At 71.8% G+C, this 17,773-nt stretch carries 16 protein-coding genes; 10 read left to right on the top strand and 6 right to left on the bottom strand.

Going from position 1 to position 17,773, the window contains the following annotated elements; all coding sequences use genetic code 11:
- Positions 1-124: 124 nt before the first annotated feature.
- From HNR00_RS04745 to HNR00_RS04755, 3 genes are all read left to right on the top strand, one after another.
- Positions 125-667: a TetR/AcrR family transcriptional regulator gene (locus tag HNR00_RS04745; RefSeq protein WP_183565700.1), complete on the top strand. Its 543-nt coding sequence runs from the start codon at positions 125-127 to the stop codon at positions 665-667.
- A gap of 214 nt (positions 668-881) precedes the next feature.
- On the top strand, positions 882-1,943 hold the full coding sequence (locus tag HNR00_RS25425; RefSeq protein WP_246390299.1) for a Vgb family protein: 1,062 nt from the start codon (positions 882-884) through the stop codon (positions 1,941-1,943).
- 276 nt (positions 1,944-2,219) lie between these two features.
- A complete protein-coding gene (locus HNR00_RS04755) occupies positions 2,220-3,617 on the top strand; it encodes an MATE family efflux transporter (protein ID WP_183566441.1) in 1,398 nt (465 codons plus the stop codon).
- Positions 3,618-3,910: 293 nt separating this feature from the next.
- On the opposite strand, the gene hpxZ is transcribed toward HNR00_RS04755, so the two are convergent.
- The 6 genes from hpxZ to HNR00_RS04785 all read right to left on the bottom strand — a co-directional run bounded on the left by hpxZ (position 3,911) and on the right by HNR00_RS04785 (position 9,191).
- Positions 3,911-4,297 carry an oxalurate catabolism protein HpxZ gene (gene hpxZ, locus HNR00_RS04760; protein ID WP_183566445.1) on the bottom strand — a complete coding sequence of 129 codons (387 nt, stop codon included), beginning with the start codon at positions 4,295-4,297 and terminating at the stop codon, positions 3,911-3,913.
- A gap of 5 nt (positions 4,298-4,302) precedes the next feature.
- On the bottom strand, positions 4,303-5,709 hold the full coding sequence (locus tag HNR00_RS04765) for an AtzE family amidohydrolase (protein WP_183565703.1): 1,407 nt from the start codon (positions 5,707-5,709) through the stop codon (positions 4,303-4,305).
- Between the two features lie 5 nt (positions 5,710-5,714).
- Positions 5,715-5,915, bottom strand: a complete 201-nt coding sequence (locus HNR00_RS04770) for a DUF4089 domain-containing protein (RefSeq protein ID WP_183565706.1) — start codon at positions 5,913-5,915, stop codon at positions 5,715-5,717.
- A 27-nt stretch (positions 5,916-5,942) separates the two neighbouring features.
- Entirely contained in the window at positions 5,943-7,544 is a 1,602-nt protein-coding gene (locus HNR00_RS04775) for a regulator (protein ID WP_183565709.1), read from the bottom strand.
- 46 nt (positions 7,545-7,590) lie between these two features.
- Positions 7,591-8,259, bottom strand: coding sequence for a cysteine hydrolase family protein (locus tag HNR00_RS04780; RefSeq protein WP_183565712.1), 669 nt, complete (start codon positions 8,257-8,259; stop codon positions 7,591-7,593).
- Positions 8,260-8,450: 191 nt separating this feature from the next.
- The gene (locus HNR00_RS04785) at positions 8,451-9,191 is read right to left on the bottom strand and encodes a GntR family transcriptional regulator (RefSeq protein WP_183565715.1); all 741 of its coding nucleotides are present in this window, start codon (positions 9,189-9,191) and stop codon (positions 8,451-8,453) included.
- Between the two features lie 495 nt (positions 9,192-9,686).
- On the opposite strand from HNR00_RS04785, the gene HNR00_RS04790 reads away from it, so the two are divergent.
- The 7 genes from HNR00_RS04790 (at position 9,687) to HNR00_RS04820 (ending at position 17,770) form a co-directional block, all read left to right on the top strand.
- Positions 9,687-10,715, top strand: coding sequence for a hypothetical protein (locus HNR00_RS04790; RefSeq protein ID WP_376770355.1), 1,029 nt, complete (start codon positions 9,687-9,689; stop codon positions 10,713-10,715).
- Between the two features lie 2 nt (positions 10,716-10,717).
- Positions 10,718-12,298: an ABC transporter ATP-binding protein gene (locus HNR00_RS04795; RefSeq protein ID WP_312885997.1), complete on the top strand. Its 1,581-nt coding sequence runs from the start codon at positions 10,718-10,720 to the stop codon at positions 12,296-12,298.
- Entirely contained in the window at positions 12,288-13,376 is a 1,089-nt protein-coding gene (locus HNR00_RS04800) for an ABC transporter permease (protein WP_183565718.1), read from the top strand. The genes HNR00_RS04795 and HNR00_RS04800 overlap by 11 nt, the downstream gene beginning before the upstream one ends.
- 8 nt (positions 13,377-13,384) lie before the next feature.
- Positions 13,385-14,311, top strand: coding sequence for an ABC transporter permease (locus tag HNR00_RS04805; RefSeq protein WP_183565721.1), 927 nt, complete (start codon positions 13,385-13,387; stop codon positions 14,309-14,311).
- Positions 14,312-14,540: 229 nt separating this feature from the next.
- A complete protein-coding gene (locus tag HNR00_RS04810) occupies positions 14,541-15,647 on the top strand; it encodes a BMP family ABC transporter substrate-binding protein (RefSeq protein WP_183565724.1) in 1,107 nt (368 codons plus the stop codon).
- Positions 15,648-15,707: 60 nt separating this feature from the next.
- Positions 15,708-16,853, top strand: coding sequence for an ABC transporter permease (locus tag HNR00_RS04815; protein ID WP_183565727.1), 1,146 nt, complete (start codon positions 15,708-15,710; stop codon positions 16,851-16,853).
- A complete protein-coding gene (locus HNR00_RS04820) occupies positions 16,850-17,770 on the top strand; it encodes an ABC transporter permease (RefSeq protein ID WP_183565730.1) in 921 nt (306 codons plus the stop codon). The genes HNR00_RS04815 and HNR00_RS04820 overlap by 4 nt, the downstream gene beginning before the upstream one ends.
- Positions 17,771-17,773: the final 3 nt, after the last annotated feature.

A 17,773-nucleotide genomic window follows, 5' to 3' on the forward strand; every position in this document is an offset into this window, starting at 1 on the left:
CATTTCCGTCGGGATCGGCCAGGACCCCGACGCCTCTTTTGCCTCGCTCTTTCTCGAACCACCCCTGTTTACATGATGATTTACATATATATGTACAGGGAGAGAAAGGCGGAAGGACGCGGGTATGCCGAGAGTCTCGCAGGAGCAGGCCAAGCTCAATCGTCAGCGCGTGGTGGAGGTCGCCGCGGCCCTCTTCCGGGAGCGCGGCATCCACGGCGTCGGGGTCGCCGACATCATGGCCGCCGCCGGCCTCACCCATGGCGGATTCTACGGGCAATTCACCAACAAGGACGCCCTGGCCGTCGAGGCGTTCGACGCAGCGCTCGCCGAGGAGTACCGCGGCACGCAGCACGCCCTGGTTTCGAACTACCTGTCCCTCGGCCACGTCCGGACTCCCGGGAAGGGATGTCCCCTCGCGGCGCTCGCGAACGACGTCGCCCGGGAGCCATCGGGCAGCGCGGTGCGCTCACGCTTCACCCAAGGTGTCCGGCACCTCGCCGGCCTCCTGGCGGACCTGATCCCGAAGGCCTCCAGGGAGCGCCGCCGTCAGCGGTCCCTGGCCCACCTGTCGACACTGGTCGGTGCGGTCGTCCTCGCGCGGGCGGTCGATGACGAGGTGCTGGCGAACGACCTGATCGAGGCCGCCCGAGACGCCGTCACCAAGTGACCGTCACGGCGGCGTGACGCCGCCGAGCCCCGCCGGCCGAGTCGGTCGGTTTCGGCACCGGCGCCGACCACCTGACTGCAGGCTTTTCGGGCGGGCGCGCGAGAGCCATTGACAGCGGCACCTTGCAGAAATAAATTTCAATCGTAATTTATATGCCTGTAACGACCCGGCATGGGCTCGGGCCGAACCGGATCACCACGGGAGTTCGACACCCATGACCGACCCGATCCGGACTCCGTCGAGCGAAGGGCGCGCGGCGGCCGACGCGCATCGCGGTCTCGCGCCCCGTCGATCCGCCGACGCGCCGTCGGATCCGTTCAGGCGCCGGGTCGGTTCGAGGCACGCCGTCGGGGCCGCGATCCTGTCGGTCGCCCTGGCGTGGCTGAGCGTGCCCGCCGCCGCCCAGGACCGGGCGGACGCGATCCGCCTGCCGGACAGCAGCCGGTTCCCGGAGAGCGTGACCTCGCTCGCGGATGGGACCCTGTTCGTGAGCAGCATCGCCGACGGGGGCGTGCTCAAGATCACGGGAAACGGGGCGGTCACGACCGCCTTCCTGAAGCCCGGCGATCATGGGACGCGCTCGACCTTCGGCCTCCTGGCCGACGCGGCGCGCGGCCTCCTCTGGGTCGCCTCGAACGACGCGACCGCCCTCGGGGCGACGGGGCCGACCACGACGGAAGGCGGGTGGGTCAAGGCCTTCGATCTCGCGACGGGCGCACTCGAGCGAAGCGTTCGACTGCCGGGCGACCGAACCCTCGCCAACGATTTCGCCGTGGGCAAGGACGGGACGCTCTACGTCACCGACACCTTCGCCCCGCGGATCCTGCGGCTGACGCCGGGCGCCACGACGCTCGACGTGTTCGTGGAGAACGAGGCCCTGAAGAAGGGGCTCGACGGCATCGCCTTCGGCGCCGACGGGAACCTCTACGTCAACACCTTCCTGGGCGGCGAGTTGTTCCGCATCGAGGTGAAGGACGGACGGGCCGGCGCGGTCAGGCAACTCGGGACCAGCCGATCCCTGACCTTTCCGGATGGCCTGCGCGCCTACGGGGACGGATTCCTGATGGTCGAGGGCAGCGGCGCCCTGAGCCGGGTCACGGTCAACGGCGACGTGGCCAGGATCGACACCTTGCGGCAGTTCGCCGGGCCGACGGGGCTGACGGCGGTCGGCGGACGGATCTGGGTCGCCGAAGGGCAGCTCGGTGTCGTCGCCGAGGTCGCCAAGGGCAACTCCGCGATGCCGAGCTTCCACCTGCGCGCCGCCGACGCGGAATAGAGCATCGGCCCGAAAGGTGGGAACCGGCTTTCGGAAAAAGCCGATGCGGCACAGGAAATTAGAGCATCGTGCTGGATCCGATATCCAGCACGATGCTCTAGCGCTCACCCGTCGCGCCGGACCCGTTGCCTCGCCCGATCCACGTGGGCAGCCGCCCGGACAAGCGGAGACATGACCATGACCCGTTCGTTCACCGGACGCGACGAAGCGGGCGACCCTGTCACGGCGCCCCTGAAGGCGTCGCCCTCGGGCGAAGTCGTCCACGACCGACCGGCGATGGACATCCGGACACGGCGCCTCCTCGACGCGCCGATCCTGCCGCTGATGGCGCGGATGGCCGCGCCGAACATCCTCGTGATGCTGGTCCAGACCTCGGTCGGCCTCATCGAGACCTACTTCGTCGCCGCGCTCGGCACGGATGCCCTGGCCGGCATGGCCATCGTCTTCCCAGTGGTGATGCTCGTCCAGATGATCTCCGCGGGCGGCATCGGCGGCGGCATCCAGTCCGCGGTCGCGCGGACCCTGGGGGCCGGGCGGCCGGTCCCGGCCGGCCTGCTCGCCTGGCACGCCCTCGGCATCGCGCTCGGGCTCGGCCTCGTGACGACGCTCCTCGCCCTGACCCTCGGACCGCCGCTCTACGCGCTGATGGGCGGAAGCGGCGGCTCGCTGGCGGCGGCCACCGCCTACGCCGAGGTCGTCCTCGGCGGAGCCGTCCTGATCTGGCTGTTCAACGCGCTGTCCGCGGTGATCCGCGGCACCGGCAACATGGGGCTCCCGGCCGCCGTCACCTGCGCCGGGGCGCTCGTGCTGATCCCGCTCTCGCCCGCGCTGATCTTCGGCTGGGGGCCGCTCCCCGCCCTCGGCATCGCGGGCGGCGGCCTCGCCTTCGTGGCCTACTACGCCGTCGGCTCGGCGGTCTTCGCCGCCTATCTCTGGTCGGGCCGCGGCGTGCTCGCCCCGAGCCGGCGACCGCCGCGCCTGACCTGGGCGCCCTCCCGGGAGATCCTTCGCATCGGCGCGCTCTCCGGCATCGCCACCGTGACCTCGAACGTCACCGTCATCGCGGCGACCGCCTTCGTCGGAGCGGCGGGGCCGGCCACCGTCGCGGGCTACGGGACGGGCGCGCGGCTCGAATACCTCCTGGTTCCCCTCGTGTTCGGCCTGGGCTCGCCCATCGCGGCCATCGTCGGCACGGCTCTGGGCGCCGGGGACCACGCCCGCGCGCGCCGCGCCGCCCTGACCGGCGCCGTCGTGGCCGGACTCCTGACGGAGGCCATCGGGCTGACGGCCGCCCTGCATCCGGCCGCGTGGCTCGGCCTGTTCGGGAGCGATCCGGCGATGCTCGCCTCGGGCGCGCTCTACCTGCGCATCGTCGGCCCGTTCTACGGGTTCTTCGGTTTCGCCCTGGCCCTGTACTTCGCCGCCCAGGGAGCCGGCCGCGTCGGCTGGCCGGTCGCCGCCAGCCTGCTTCGGATGGGCGTCGCGCTGGGCGGGGCCTGGATCGCGGCGGCTGCCGTGCCCGGCCCCGGCGGCACCTTCGCCGCCCTGGCGGCGGGCTTCGTCGCGATGGGCCTCGTCAACGCCTTCGCCTTCACGACCGGCCGGATGTTCCGGATCGAGGCGCCTCGACGAGGGGCGCTCGCCCCCGCGCCGGCCGGTGGACTCGGCCGCTGAGCCGCGCCCAGCGCCGCTAGAGCATCGTTCCGAAAGGTGGTTTTTTGGCTTTCGGAAAAAGACGATGCGGCACAGAAACATAGACCATCGGCATCGAAATCCTCGCGCAGGTCCAAGACCTTCGACATGGCGAACCTCCTGGCCCGCCGCATCGCATCACACCCGCCCCTCCCCCGGAAACCCGTGAGTCCCCGCCCGCACCGATCGCTATAAGGGTAAGGTTCGCAGTCCGAAGCATGGGTCGGCCGAGCCCTCGGGGCCGGGACGCGCGCCGGCCCGTTCGGATCGAGCCTTCAGGCGGGCTCGTCGATGACGCTGACATGGGCGGCGACGACCTTCCAGCCGTCGGGGAAGCGGATCCAGGTCTGACTCTGGCGCCCGATCCGGCCGGGGGCGGCATCGCGCCGGAACAGCGTCATCGCCACGGCGAGATCGCGCCCGTAGGTGGTGATGACCGTCCCTTCGAGGGTGCGGGCGAGCCCCTGCGGAGGCCGCGCGCGGCGGAAGGCGCGGATCGCCTCCATGCCGTGGAGGTTCTCGGCGGCACCGTAGCGGATCGTACGGGGATCGTCGTGGAACAGGCGCTCCAGCGTCGCCACGTCGTTGCCGACCAGCGCCGCCTCGTAGAGCGCGAACACGGCCTCGACCTCGGCCTTCACCGCGGGATCGTCGATGACCATCGCGCTCACGCCAGCACCGCCACGGGCGCGCGCGAAAGACCCTCGCGTTCCAGATGGTGCGCCACTCGCAGGGCGACGTCCTCGCGCCAGGGCGCCGCGATCACCTGCACGCCGAGCGGCAGGCCGTCGTCGAGCCGCACCGGCACCGCGGCGACCGGCAGGCCGATGAACGAGATCGGCTGGGTGAACAGGCCGATATTCGGCCGCACCGGCCATTCGACGCCGTCGAGCACGAAGGTCGTCTGGCCCGAGCGCGGCGCCCGGCACGGCGTCGAGGGGGCGAGGATCACGTCGACCTCCTCGAACAGCGCGAGCACGGCGGCGCGGTACCAGCGGCGGAAGCGCTGCGCCCGCTCGACGAAGGGGGCGGGCAGCATCGCGCCCGCGAGCAGCCGGTCGCGCACCGCCGGGTCGAAATCCTGCGCCCGCGACCGCAGCCGGTCGAGATGGAGCGCGGCGCCCTCGGCGGCGGTGATCAGGTAGGCCGCCGCGCGGGCGCGCGCCGCCTCCGGGATCTCGACCGTGCGGGTGACGCCGAGAGCCTGGGCGAGGCGGGCGACGGCCTCGAAGGCGTCCGCCTCCCCGCCTCGGGCGAAGTATCCCCCCGCCACCGCGATGCGCAGGCCGGACACGCCCTCGCCGAGGCGCGGGGCGACGGGGTCCGGCGCGCGCGCGGTGCAGACCGGGTCGGCGGCGTCCGGCCCCTGCATGGCGTCGTAGGCCAGCGCGAGATCGCGGGCCGAGCGCGCCATCGGCCCGAGATGGTCGAGGCTGCCGACGAAGGGGAAGGTGCCGGCCCGGCTGAGCCGGCCGTAGGTGGGTTTCAGCCCGAAGCAGCCGCAGAAGGCCGACGGCACCCGGATCGAGCCGTTGGTGTCCGAGGCGAGCGCCAGCGGCACGAGGCCGGCGGCGAGAGCCCCGCCCGAGCCGCCCGACGAGCCGCCGGACATGTGGCCGAGGTCGTGCGGGTTGCGGCTCGCGCCGTCGTGGACGTTCTCGCCGGTGAAGTCGTAGGCGTACTCGCCCATGTTGAGGGCACCGACGAGCACCGCGCCCGCCGCTTCCAGGCGCGCGATCAGCGCGGCGTCGCGGGTCGCGGGCGCCCGTTCGCGGTTGATCCGGGCGCCCGCCCGCGTCGGCAGGCCGGCGACGTCGAACAGGTTCTTGACCGCGAACGGCACGCCGGCCAGCGCCCCGAGCGCCGCGCCGCGGGCGCGGGCCGCGTCGATCGTATCGGCCCGGGCGAGCGCCCGCTCGGCCAGCACGTCGGTGAAGGCGTTCACGCGCCCGTCGAGGCGGGCGATGCGCTCCAGCGCGGCGGCGGTCACGGTGCGGGCGGCGACATGGCCGGCCGCGACCGCCTCGGCGATCCCCGCCGCCGGGGCCGTGCCCCAGTCCGTCACGTCCGTCATCGCGCTCACGCCTCGTAGACCGGCGCGGCTTCGGCCTCGTCAGGCAGCGGGAAGGCGCCGACCAGACCGGCCGCGGCGTGCAGCACCCGCAGGTTGGCCGCGACCGGCGCGATCCAGACGGGATCGAGCCTCAGTCCGAGGGCACCGGACGCGGCGGCGGCGTAGGCCTCCGGATCGAAGGCCGGCTCGTCGGGTCCGTCGCTCATGCCGCTCGCCGCTCCACCGTTCCGCCGTCACTCCGCCGGCGCATGCACCGGCCGCGCCATCGCCGGGACGGAGACGCCGCGGGCCGCCGCGAACAGCAGCCCGGCGACCATCAGGTAGGCGAGCGCGAGGCCCGGCATCACCGCGAAGCCGACCGCGGGCCCGTGCATGAAGCCGAAGAAGGTCAGGACGCCGCCCGTCGCCGCGAAGGCCGAGGCCTTGAGGAAGTCGCGGTCGATGATGCAGGCGGCGATCGCCCCGAGGACCAGCCCGCCGAGGATCGCCCCCTCGCCGAGCACTTCGAGGCCGTGATAGAGCACGCCGACCTGCCCCAGCTTGTCGAGGCCGACCGCCGCCGCGCTGGTGCCGGCCGCGCCGAGTGCCCCGTCGATCAGGGTCTTGGCCCAGGCGGCGAGATGCGGCGCGAAGGCGAGCACGATCGCGGGGGCGTGCCGGTGCGGCGTCTCCTGGAAGGCCTGCGCGCCGATCAGCATGCCGATGTAGAGCAGGATCGGCGAGATCGCGACGACGGGCACGAGGCTGGAGAGCAGCGAGACGAGGTTCAGCCACGCCAGCAGCAGGATCACGATGCCGGTGGCGAAGGAGTAGCCGATCCGCCCGCCCATCGCCTTCCAGCCGGGATGGCCGATATAGACCGCGTTGATGAAGGGGTTGCCCATCAGGCAGCCGATCAGGCTGACCACGCCGTCGGCGGTGAGCACCCGCGTCGTCGGGTAGGCGTCGCCCGCGACCTCGGCGCTCTCGACGTTGTCCATCGCCTCGACGAGATCGTAGATGCCGAACGGGATCGCCGTGACGAGGATGATCCCGATGAACTCGAAGCCGGAGAAGACGTGGCCCACCGCCGGCATCGGCACCGCGAAGCCGATGCCCGACAGCGCGCTCGTCAGGCCGGGCCCCGAGACGCCGCCGAGATCGAGCCCGAACAGCTTGGCGCCCCAGGCCACCGCCATCCCGAACAGGATCGCCACGAGGCCGGCGGGCAGGCGGCCGGGATAGCGCAGGCCGCCGAACCACGCGAGCAGGATCAGGCTGAACGCGACGAGGCCGATGACCGGGGTCTGGATCATCTCGAGCGCCGGTCGCATCGCGATGAAGGTCACCGAGACGCCCGCGAGCGTGCCGAGCAGCGCGGCGCGCGGGGTGATGCGGCGGATCACCGGGGCGACGAAGCCGCCGATCATCAGGATGAAGCTCTGGATGAACACCCAGGTCAGCCCCGCCTCCCAGGCCTTCACCGGATCGCCGGTCGCGAGCTTGATCGGCAGCATGATCACGAACACGACGATGAACATGTGCGGCACGCTGATCCCTGAGGGCAGCGCGCAGACGTCGTCGCGTCCCGTTGCCTTGGCGAGGCGGTAGCCGAGCCAGCCGTAATAGGCGGTCGAGAGGCACAGCATCAGGCCGATCGCCGGCAGGATGCGCCCGAAGGTGATCGCGTCCGGCATGCCCAGCACGAAGCGCAGCAGGCCGGTGAGCACCAGCATGTTGACGAGGATGTTGGTGCCGAAGCCGAAGAAGGCGTTCCAGTCGCCCGCGACCCAGAGCGCGGGGCCTCCCCCGCCTCCGCTCGACCTTTGGCCCGTCGGGGCGATCGTCTCGGCCATGATGCTCTCCTCGTGAGGTCTGGCCGCTGAAGGGCCGGAGAACGGGTCAGCGGGCGCCGAGGGCGGCGATCACCGAGGTGGAATCGGAAACCCAGCCGAAGATGCCGCCCTGGGCCTTGATCATGGCCAGCCCGGCCTCGTGGAAGGCCGGGATGTACGAGCCGCAGGCGTCGGCTACGACGACGCAGCGGTAGCCGCGGTCATTGGCCTCGCGCACGGTGGTGTGCACGCAGACCTCGGTGGTGACGCCGCAGACGAGCAGCGTGGCGACGGAGCGCGCTTCCAGAACGCCCGCGAGGCCGGTGGCGTAGAAGGCGCCCTTGCCCGGCTTGTCGATGACCGGCTCGCCGTCGCGGGGCGCCAGTTCCGGGATGATGTCGTGGCCGGGCTCGCCGCGGATCAGGATGCGGCCCATCGGGCCCGGCTCGCCGATCCGGACGGTCGGCTCGCCGCGCTCCCGCTTGGCCGGCGGCGCGTCGGAGAGGTCGGGCTTGTGGCCCTCCCGTGTGTGCACGACGAGGAGGCCGGCCGCCCGCGCGGCGTCGAGCAGCGCCCGCGTCGGCGGGACGGCGGCGGCGAGCAGGGAGACGTTGTTGCCGAGGCTCTCCCCGAACCCGCCGGGCTCCAGGAAGTCGCGCTGCATGTCGATGATGACGAGCGCCGTAGTCGCGAGGTCGATCGGCAGCGGGGACGGTTCGGCGTCGAGGACGGGCATGGGCAGTCTCGCGGGCCGTTCGGACGGGCCCGAATCGCCCTCATCATGTATGCACGAACCGGAAAATCAGTGCCCAAACCATGCACTCGGCTGCGCGAAGTTGCGACGGAATGGCGCCCGCGTAAGCAGCCTTGCGGTCACCGGCCCGCGCGGTGGGTGACGGTCCTCGGACGGGGCGATCCTCCGGGGCGTCAGCGCCGATCGCGGGCCGTCGCGCCGGGCCGGTTCGCGAGGGTCCGGGCGCGTGGCGCCCGCGCGGTCTCCGCCGCGGCCCCGCGGGCGAGGGCATCGGCCGCATCGACCGTCTCGAACACGTCCTCGACCACGCTCATGTGGACGAGCATCGCGGTGTTGGCCGCGGCCGGCTCGCGGGCGAGGACGGCGCGCACCACGAGGCCGTGCTCCGCATGCGAGCGGGCGAGCCGGCCCGGGGCGCGGAACTGGGCCTTCCGGTAGGGCGTCAGCCGCCGGCGCAGGCCGCGGGCCATCTCCTCGACCACCGCGTTGTGCGCCCCCTCGTAGAGGCGTTCGTGGAACTCCTGATTGGCGGCGATGTAGGCCTCCCGCTCCTCCCCTTGAGCCATCAGGCCCATCCGCTCGTGGAGGTTCTGGAGGGCGCCGCGCTCGCCGGGCGTCATGGCGAGCGTCGAGAGGCGGGCGCAGCTCGCCTCGATCTCGCCCATGGCGATGAACATCATGTCGAGCTCGTCGGGCGTGATCGTGCGCACCGTGGCGCCGAAGCGGTGGCGCAGGACGATCAGTCCGGTCCCGTTGAGCAGGCGCAGCGCGTCGCGCACGGGCGTGCGCGAGACGCCGAAGCGCGCGGCCAGGACCTTCTCGTCGAGATGCGTGCCCGGCGGGAAGGTGCCCGAGAGGATGGCGTCGGCGATCGCGTCGGAGAGGCTCTCGGCGCGGGTTCGGGACGCGGGCACTCTGATCTCGCCTCGTGATGCGGATGCGGATGCGCCGACCGGGTGCCAGGCGCCCGTTCCCGCAGCGTCCGTTCGGGCCCCGGCGGCGCGGCGGGCCTCCCCGGACGGACGCGGAACACGCCCGGTAAAGCCGAGTTTCGCCGGTCCCGCAAGCGCGTCGCTCCCCGGCCGGAAGCGATTGACCGGCGGAGCCTGCGGGTTTCGTCGTCGGGCCGGGCGCGTGTCCGCATCGCGGCGGGCAACGGCGCGGAAGCGCGCGGATTCGGCAGAGTATTGGCCGAATTTCAGGCACGACATTCCGCCTCGTCGCGGGGTCGACATCTGGATTATCGCGCCCTGCGGCGCGTCCGCGACGGACTTTTCACGGCCTTGCGCCCGTCCCGAGCCGAATTGTTGCGATTATGTGACGCGCCGCCCCAAGTTCGCGGCGACGTGATCCGGTGGCATATCGGTTGCTGCCCGCCGCCTCAGGCTTTTCGAAGAAGGAGTGCGACAATGCTCGCGAGGGGGCTCACAGCCGGATTGGCGGCGGCGATGTCGCTGGCCATGGCCGGGCAGGGATTCGCGGCCGATCCGGGGATGGACAAGGTCCGCAAGACGGTCGCGCCGGTCGAGGCCGTGCCGGTGAAGCCGGTGTCGTTCTTCCTCTTCGCCGACACGCAGGTCAGCTACCGCTACTCGTTCCCGGCCTCGGAGCCGGGCATCCCCAGCACCAAGAGCGCCGACCCGCTCGCCGGGCGCGACATCCCCAAGCACATCCTCAACATCTCCCACGCCGACGCGTGGGAATACGGCACCAACTTCTTCTCCCTCGATATCCTGAAGTCGGGCAGCCAGGACCCGGCCGGGACCTCGAACGGTCCGGGCGGCGCGAACGTCGTCTACGATTACGGGGCGACCGAGGCTTACGGCCTGTATCGCGGCACGCTCAGCCTCACCAAGCTGACGGGGGCGACGTTCTTCGCCTATCCCGGCCTGATCAAGGACGTGTCGCTGTCCTTCGGCTTCGACATGAACGCCAAGAACACCGTGTTCGGGCCGATGAAGCGCGACGTGGTCGGCGGCCTCTCCTTCGCCATCGACGTTCCGGCCGGCTTCCTCAACGTCGCGGTGCACGCCTACAAGGAGTGGAACCGGAACGGCTTCGTGCCGGAGCCGTTCCGCAGCGTCGAGTTCAACACGGTTCCCGAGTTCGAGATCGTCTACAGCTTCCCCCTCGACGGGTTCCTCGGCGGCTTTCCGCTGAAGCTCGCGGGCTTCAACAACATCGTCCTGCCGAAAGGCAACGGCGGCATCCCCGGCACCGCGCCGACCAACGTCGAGTTCCTGTCGCGCACCAACCTCGTGCTCGACATCGGCAAGCTGGTCTGGAACCAGCCGGGCAAGCTCGATGCCTTCGTCGGCTTCCAGTACTGGCGCAACAAGTTCGGCGTCGACAAGGACATCGGCTTCGCGCAGGGCGGCGCCGGTCCGGGCGCGGAGGAGAAGTCGTTCCTCGCCGGCATCTCCGTCCACGTGTTCTGACGGTGAGCGGATCGGGGCCGACGCCGCTGTTTGCCGCCTACGGCATCGTCAAGCGCTTCGGCGCCTTCACGGCCAACGACGGCGTCGACCTGGAGATCAGGGCCGGCGAGATCCACGCGCTGCTCGGCGAGAACGGCGCGGGCAAGTCGACCCTGATGAAGATCCTCTACGGCCTGCTGGAGCCGAGCGAGGGCGTCGTCACGCATCGCGGCGACGTCGTGCGGCTGGCGAGCCCCGAGGCCGCCCGCGCGCTCGGCATCGGCATGGTGTTCCAGCACTTCTCGCTGTGCGAGAACCTGACGGTCGCCGAGAACATCGCGCTCGTCATGCCGAAGTCCCTGGGCGGCCGGGCGCTGCCTGAGCGCATCGCCCGGCTCGGACGCGAGTACGGCCTGCATCTCGATCCCGATCGGCCGGTCTGGTCGCTCTCGGCGGGCGAGCGCCAGCGCATCGAGATCGTGCGCTGCCTGTTGCAGGACCCCAAGCTGATCATCCTCGACGAGCCGACCTCGGTGCTGACGCCGGGCGAGGCGGAAGGGTTGTTCACGGTGCTGGAGCGGCTGCGCGACGAGGGCCGGGCGCTGCTCTACATCTCGCACCGCCTCGACGAGGTGCGCCGCCTCTGCACCCGCGCCACCATCCTGCGAGGGGGGCGGGTCGTCGGCGCCTGCAACCCGCAAGACGAGACCGCCCGCTCGCTCGCCGCCCTGATGGTCGGCACGCAGGTGCGCGCCGTGACGCCGAAGGCGCCGCCCGCCGGGGGCCGCGAACGGCTGCGCGTCGAGCGCCTCGACCTGCCCGCGCCGGGCCTGCACGCCACGCCGCTGCGCGACGTGTCCCTGAGCGTGGCGGGCGGCGAGATCCTCGGCATCGCGGGCATCGCCGGCAACGGGCAGGCGGAACTGTTCGCCGCGCTCTCCGGCGAGACCCCGGCGCCCCGGCCGGATTCGGTCCGGATCGACGGCGCGCCGGTGGGGCGCCGCGGCATCAACGCCCGCCGCCGCTGCGGCGCGGCCTTCGTGCCCGAGGAGCGCAACGGCCACGCCGCCGCCCCGTCGATGCGCCTGTCGGAGAATGCGCTGCTGTCGCGCCACGCCACCGCGCCGTTGGCCCGGCTCGGCCTGCTGCAGCGCGGCGCAGCGCAGGACCTCGCCCGGCGGGTGATCGAGGCCTTCGACGTGCGCAAGGCCGGGCCCGATCCGGCGGCGGGCACGCTCTCGGGCGGCAACCTCCAGAAATTCGTGGTCGGGCGCGAGATCCTGGCCGAGCCCGGCCTCCTCGTCGTCAACCAGCCGACCTGGGGCGTCGATGCGGCCGCCGCCGCGCAGATCCGGCAGGCGGTGATCGATCTGGCCGGGCGCGGCGCCGCCATCCTCGTGATCAGCCAGGATCTCGACGAGTTGTTCGAGATCGCCGATGCCATCGCCGTGCTGCATGCCGGCACGCTCTCGGCCCCGGTGCCGACCGGGCGGACCAGCCGCGCGGCGGTGGGCCTGCTGATGGGCGGCGCGGACGAGCCCGGCGCGGACACGGTCGCGCTGCCCGCCCGCGCGGCGATCCGGGAGGCGGCCCATGCGCCTTGACCTCGTCCCCCGCGCCCGCCGCTCGCCCTGGCTCGACGCGCTCTCCCCCGTGCTCGCCTTCGCCGCCGCGGTGCTCGTCGGCGGACTGGCCGTGTCGGCGCTCGGCGTCTCCCCGGGGGCGGCCTTCCTGACCTACTTCGTCGCGCCCTTGAGCGAGGTCTGGTCCCTGCAGGAGGTGGTCCTGAAAGCCGCGCCCCTGGCGCTGATCGCGACGGGGCTGACCTTCTGCTACCGCGCCGGCCTGTGGAACATCGGCGCGGAAGGCCAGTACGTCGTCGGCGGCCTCGCGGGCGGCTGGGTCGCCATCGCGACCCACGGCGCGGAGGGGTTCACCCTCTGGATCCTGCCCGCGATGCTCGCCGCCGGGACCCTGGCCGGCCTCGCCTACGCGATGATCCCGGCGCTGCTGAAGGTCAGGCTCGGCGTGTCCGAGATCCTGACCAGCCTGATGCTGGTCTACGTCGCCCAGCTCGGGCTCGACTACATGGTCCGCGGGCCCTTGCGCGATCCCCAGGGCTACAACTTTCCCCAGAGCGTGAGCTTCGACGCGGCGGCCCGGCTCCCCTACCTCGCGGAGGGGGAATCGTTGCATGCGGGCGTGCTGGTCGTCGCCCTGGCGCTGGCGCTCGCCGGGCTCGTGCTGTCCCGCACCCTGTTCGGCTTCGAGGTTCGCCTCGTCGGGGCGAGCCCACGGGCGGCGCGCTTCGCCGGCTTCTCGAAGGGACAGCTGACGCTCGCGGTCTTCGCGATCTCCGGCGGCGCGGCCGGGCTCGCCGGCATCCTCGAAGTGGCCGGCCGGATCGGCCAGCTCCAGCCGGAGATCTCGCCGGGCTACGGCTTCACCGCGATCATCGTCGCCTTCCTCGGGCGCCTCTCACCGCCGGGCATCCTGATCGCCGCCCTCGTCATCGCCCTCACGACGATCGGCGGCGAGGGCGCGCAGATCGACCTCAAGCTGCCCCTCGACCTCACCCGGGCCTTCCAGGGGCTGCTGCTCGGCCTCGTGCTCGGCGCCGACGTGCTCGCCCGCTACCATGTCCGGATCGTGCCGGGCGGCGCGGCGGGCGCCACGCCGTAGGAGGAGCGATGACTCCCGACATCGTCCAGATGGTGCTCGTCACGGTGCTGACGGCGGCCACGCCGCTGATCCTGGCCGGCATCGGCGAACTCGTCGTCGAGCGCTCCGGCGTGCTCAATCTCGGCGTCGAGGGCATGATGGTGCTCGGTGCCGCCGCCGGCTTCGCGGTCGCCGTCGAGACCGGATCGACCGCCCTCGGCGCAGGGGCCGGGGCCGGCGCGGGCCTCGGGCTCGCCGCCCTGTTCGGCATCCTGACGGTCGGGCTCGCGGCCAATCAGGTCGCCGCGGGCCTGTCGCTGACGATCCTCGGCCTCGGCCTCTCCGGGCTCGTCGGGGCGTCCTATGTCGGCATGAAGCGCGATCCGGCGCCCCATCTCCACCTTCCCGGCCTCACCGACCTGCCGGGGGTCGGGCACCTGCTGTTCGGGCAGGACGCCTTCGTCTACGCGGCCTTGGCGCTGGTGGCGGGCGTCTGGTGGTTCCTGTGGCGTACGCGGGCGGGTCTCGCGCTGCGCGCCATCGGCGACGATCCCGGCGCGACCCACGCGCTGGGCCTCAAGGTGCGCCGGGTCCGCTTCCTGGCGGTGCTGTTCGGCGGCGCCTGCGCCGGGCTCGGGGGCGCCTATCTCTCGCTCGCCTACACGCCGTTCTGGGCCCCGGCGATGACGGCCGGGCGCGGCTGGATCGCGCTGGCGCTCGTCGTCTTCGCCTCCTGGCGCCCGCTGCGGGTCGCGGCCGGGGCGCTGCTCTTCGGCGGGGCCACCGTGCTCCAGCTCCACGCCCAGGCCGCCGGACTCGGCCTGCCGGGCCAGCTCCTGTCCGCGATGCCCTACCTCGCGACGATCCTGGCCCTGGTCCTCCTGTCGCTCGGCCGGCGCCAGGGCGGCTCGCTCGCCCCGGCCGCCTTGGGACAGGTGTTCACGCCGAGCCGGTGACCTGAACCGCGAGCCACGGTCGCCTGCCTCCGAGATGCATGCACCGCATCGAATTGGCGCTTAATCGTGCATGCACCGATGACGTGTTGGGCGCATCGGCCGTCGCGTCCCCGCTCACGCGGGACGGACCGGCGATCATGACAGCGGAACGATTCCGGTTCGATCGGTGCAGGCACAGGTCCGGCTCTTGCAGGGCAGGTGTCAGCGCAGTCGAGACGGATCGAAAACCGTGGCAGTCCCTCCCCTCTCCCGCAGGCATCTTCTCGGCGGCGCGGCCGCGCTCTCGCTCGGCGCCCTGCCGTTCGGTCGCGCACGGGCGGCCGGCCCGCTCACGGTCGGCTTCATCTATGTCGGGCCCAAGGACGATTACGGCTACAACCAAGCCCACGCGCAAGGCGCCGCCGCGCTGAAGGCGCTGCCCGGCGTGCAGGTGGTCGAGGAGGAGAACGTCCGCGAGACCACCGACGTCCAGAAGACCATGGAGAGCATGATCAACCTGGACGGCGCCGGCCTGATCTTCCCGACCTCGTTCGGCTATTTCGATCCGCACGTGCTGATCGAGGCCAAGAAGAACCCCAAGGTGCAGTTCCGCCATTGCGGCGGCCTCTGGACCGAGGCGAACCCGAAGAACGCCGGCTCGTATTTCGGCTACATCGCGCAGGGCCAGTACCTGAACGGCATCGTCGCGGCGCATGCCTCGAAGTCGAAGAAGCTCGGCTTCGTTGCAGCGAAGCCCATTCCGCAGGTGCTCAACAACGTCAACGGCTTCCTGCTCGGCGCCCGCAGCGTCGATCCGTCGATCACCGTGCAGGTCATCTTCACCGGCGAGTGGTCGCTCGCGGTCAAGGAGGCGGAGGCGACCAACGCCCTGATCGACGGCGGCGCCGACGTCGTCACCTGCCACGTCGACAGCCCGAAGGTCGTGGTCGAGACCGCGGCGCGCCGCGGCGCCTTCGTCTGCGGCTACCACGCCGACCAGTCGGCGTTGGCCAAGGGGAAGTACCTCACCGGCGCCGAGTGGAACTGGGCCTCGATCTACAAGGGCTTCGTCGTCGACATGCAGGCCGGCAAGGCCCCGCCGAATTTCTTGCGCGGCGGCCTGCCCGATGGGTTCGTGAAGATGAGCCCCTACGGCCCCGCCGTCTCCGAGGAGGCGCGGAAGAACGCCGACGCGGTCAAGGCCGAGATGATGAAGGGGGGCTTTGCCATCATCAAGGGTCCGCTGAAGGACAACAAGGGCAACGAGATCGCCGGCTCCGGCAAGGCGCTGGCCGAGAACGCCGCCGAGCTGGAGAAGACCAACTACCTCGTCGAGGGCGTGAAGGGCTCGGCCTGACGCGGGCTGGCACGGTTTCTGCCGCGCTGACCGAGAGGCGAGGAACGAGAATGACACGCGATGTCCACGAGCGCTGACACCGCCGCGCCCGCCCTGCCGCTCTCTGAACACCGCCCCTCGGCGGCGCTTCAGCTCCGGGCGTGGCTCGCGCGCCGGGCCGAGGTGGTGGCGATCCCGGTCGGCGCGGTGGTCGTCGGCTTCCTGCTGTTCTCGCTGTTCCTGCTGGCGCTGGGCAAGAGCCCGCTCGCCTTCCTCGATCTCGTCTGGCGCGGCGGGTTCGGCTCGTCCTTCGCCCTGCAGAACAGCCTGCAGCGGGCCGCCCCCTTGCTGTTCGCCGCACTCTGCGTGGCGCTGCCGGCACGCCTCGGCCTCGTGGTGATCGGCGGCGAGGGGGCGATCGTGCTGGGCGGCCTCGCCGCCGCCGCCGCGGCGATCCCGCTCCAGGGCGCGCCGCCGTTCCTCGCCGTGCCGCTGATGGCGCTCGCCGCCGCGCTCGCCGGGGCCGCCTGGATCGGCGGCGTCGGCGCGCTGCGGGCCACTCGCGGCGTCAACGAGACCATCGCCAGCCTGCTGATGTCCTACATCGCCATCGCGCTCACCAACCACATGATCGAGGCGGTGCTGCGCGACCCGGCGAGCCTCAACAAGCCCTCGACCCCGCCGATCGGCGAGGCCTTCGCGGTCGGCCCGCTGCCCGGCCTCGACGTCCACTGGGGGCTCGGCATCGGCGTGCTCGCCTGCCTCCTCGCTTATCTCCTCACCGAGCGCACGACGTTGGGCTTCGCCGCCCGCATCGCCGGCGGCAACGTCCGGGCGGCGCAGATCCAGGGGTTGCCCGTCGGGCGCCTCGTCGTCGGATTCACCGCGCTCGGCGGTGCCTGCGCGGCGCTCGCGGGATTCTTCGAGGTGACGGCGGTGCACGGCAACGCCAACGCCTCGCTCAATGCGGGCTTCGGCTATACCGGCATCCTCGTCGCGTTCCTCGCCCGCCAGAACCCGCTGGCGATCCTGCCGGTGGCCTTCCTGCTCGGCGGCATCGAGGCGTCAAGCGGGCTGATCCAGCGGCGGATGCAATTGCCCGACGCGACCGTGCTGGTGCTGGAAGGGCTGCTGTTCCTCGTCGTGCTGACGAGCGAGACGCTCTACGGCCGATTCAAGCCGTTCAATCCCCATCTCTGGGCCGAGAAGCGCGAGGCGACGGCATGAGCGACGACCTCGGCCTCTGGACCGTCCTGCTCGCGGTGATCGGCGGTGCGATCCGCGTCTCGACGCCGTTCCTGTTCGTCAGCCTCGGCGAGACCCTCACCGAGCGCTCGGGACGAATCAATCTCGGCCTGGAGGGTACCCTCGTCTTCGGCGCGATGTCGGCCTACGCCACCGCGGTCATGACCGAGAGCCCCTGGGCCGGCGTGGCGGTGGCGGGCCTCGCGGGCGGCGCCTTCGGGTTGCTCCACGGCGTCATCTGCCGCTTTCCCAGGGTCAACGACGTGGCGGTCGGCATCGCCCTGATGCTGTTCGGCTCAGGGCTGGCCTTCTTCCTCGGCAAGCCGTTCATCCAGCCCTCGGCGCCGCCCTTGCCCGCGATTCCCTTCGGCTTCTGGTCGGACCTGCCGCAGGTGCAGGCGGCGCTTCGCGTCAACGTGCTGTTCCTCGTCGGCGCCGCGCTCAGCGTCGCCCTGTGGTGGGGTTTTCGCAACACCAAGGCCGGGCTGATCGTGCGCGTCGTCGGCGACAGCGCGGATGCGGCTCGCGCCATGGGCTACGACGTCGACCGCGTGCGGCTGCTCTCCACGGCCGCCGGCGGCGTCTTGGCCGGCATCGGCGGCGCCTATCTGTCGCTCTACTATCCGGGCTCGTGGAACGAGGGCATCTCGTCGGGCCAGGGCCTGATGGCGGTGGCGCTCGTCATCTTCGCCCGCTGGAACCCGCTCGCCTGCTTCGGCGCGGCCCTGCTGTTCGGCGGCGCCGGGGCGCTGGGGCCGGCGCTGCAATCGGTCGGCATCTCCCAGGGCTATTACCTGTTCTACGCAGCCCCCTACGTGCTCACCCTGGCGCTGCTGATCGCCACTTCGTCTCCCGACCGGGCGCTGGCCGGCGCACCGGGCGAACTGTCGCTCAAGTGAAGG

It is taken from the genome of Methylorubrum rhodinum, assembly GCF_014199935.1.
Lineage (GTDB): Bacteria > Pseudomonadota > Alphaproteobacteria > Rhizobiales > Beijerinckiaceae > Methylobacterium > Methylobacterium rhodinum.

Excerpts from the sequence above, each read along its gene's own strand:
- HNR00_RS04745 (WP_183565700.1), top strand. The coding sequence starts at position 125 with ATGCCGAGAGTCTCGCAGGAGCAGGCCAAGCTCAATCGTCAGCGCGTG.
- HNR00_RS25425 (WP_246390299.1), top strand. The coding sequence starts at position 882 with ATGACCGACCCGATCCGGACTCCGTCGAGCGAAGGGCGCGCGGCGGCC.
- HNR00_RS04755 (WP_183566441.1), top strand. The coding sequence starts at position 2,220 with ATGGACATCCGGACACGGCGCCTCCTCGACGCGCCGATCCTGCCGCTG.
- hpxZ (WP_183566445.1), bottom strand. The coding sequence starts at position 4,297 with ATGGTCATCGACGATCCCGCGGTGAAGGCCGAGGTCGAGGCCGTGTTC.
- HNR00_RS04765 (WP_183565703.1), bottom strand. The coding sequence starts at position 5,709 with ATGACGGACGTGACGGACTGGGGCACGGCCCCGGCGGCGGGGATCGCC.
- HNR00_RS04770 (WP_183565706.1), bottom strand. The coding sequence starts at position 5,915 with ATGAGCGACGGACCCGACGAGCCGGCCTTCGATCCGGAGGCCTACGCC.
- HNR00_RS04775 (WP_183565709.1), bottom strand. The coding sequence starts at position 7,544 with ATGGCCGAGACGATCGCCCCGACGGGCCAAAGGTCGAGCGGAGGCGGG.
- HNR00_RS04780 (WP_183565712.1), bottom strand. The coding sequence starts at position 8,259 with ATGCCCGTCCTCGACGCCGAACCGTCCCCGCTGCCGATCGACCTCGCG.
- HNR00_RS04790 (WP_376770355.1), top strand. The coding sequence starts at position 9,687 with ATGCTCGCGAGGGGGCTCACAGCCGGATTGGCGGCGGCGATGTCGCTG.
- HNR00_RS04800 (WP_183565718.1), top strand. The coding sequence starts at position 12,288 with ATGCGCCTTGACCTCGTCCCCCGCGCCCGCCGCTCGCCCTGGCTCGAC.
- HNR00_RS04805 (WP_183565721.1), top strand. The coding sequence starts at position 13,385 with ATGACTCCCGACATCGTCCAGATGGTGCTCGTCACGGTGCTGACGGCG.
- HNR00_RS04815 (WP_183565727.1), top strand. The coding sequence starts at position 15,708 with ATGTCCACGAGCGCTGACACCGCCGCGCCCGCCCTGCCGCTCTCTGAA.
- HNR00_RS04820 (WP_183565730.1), top strand. The coding sequence starts at position 16,850 with ATGAGCGACGACCTCGGCCTCTGGACCGTCCTGCTCGCGGTGATCGGC.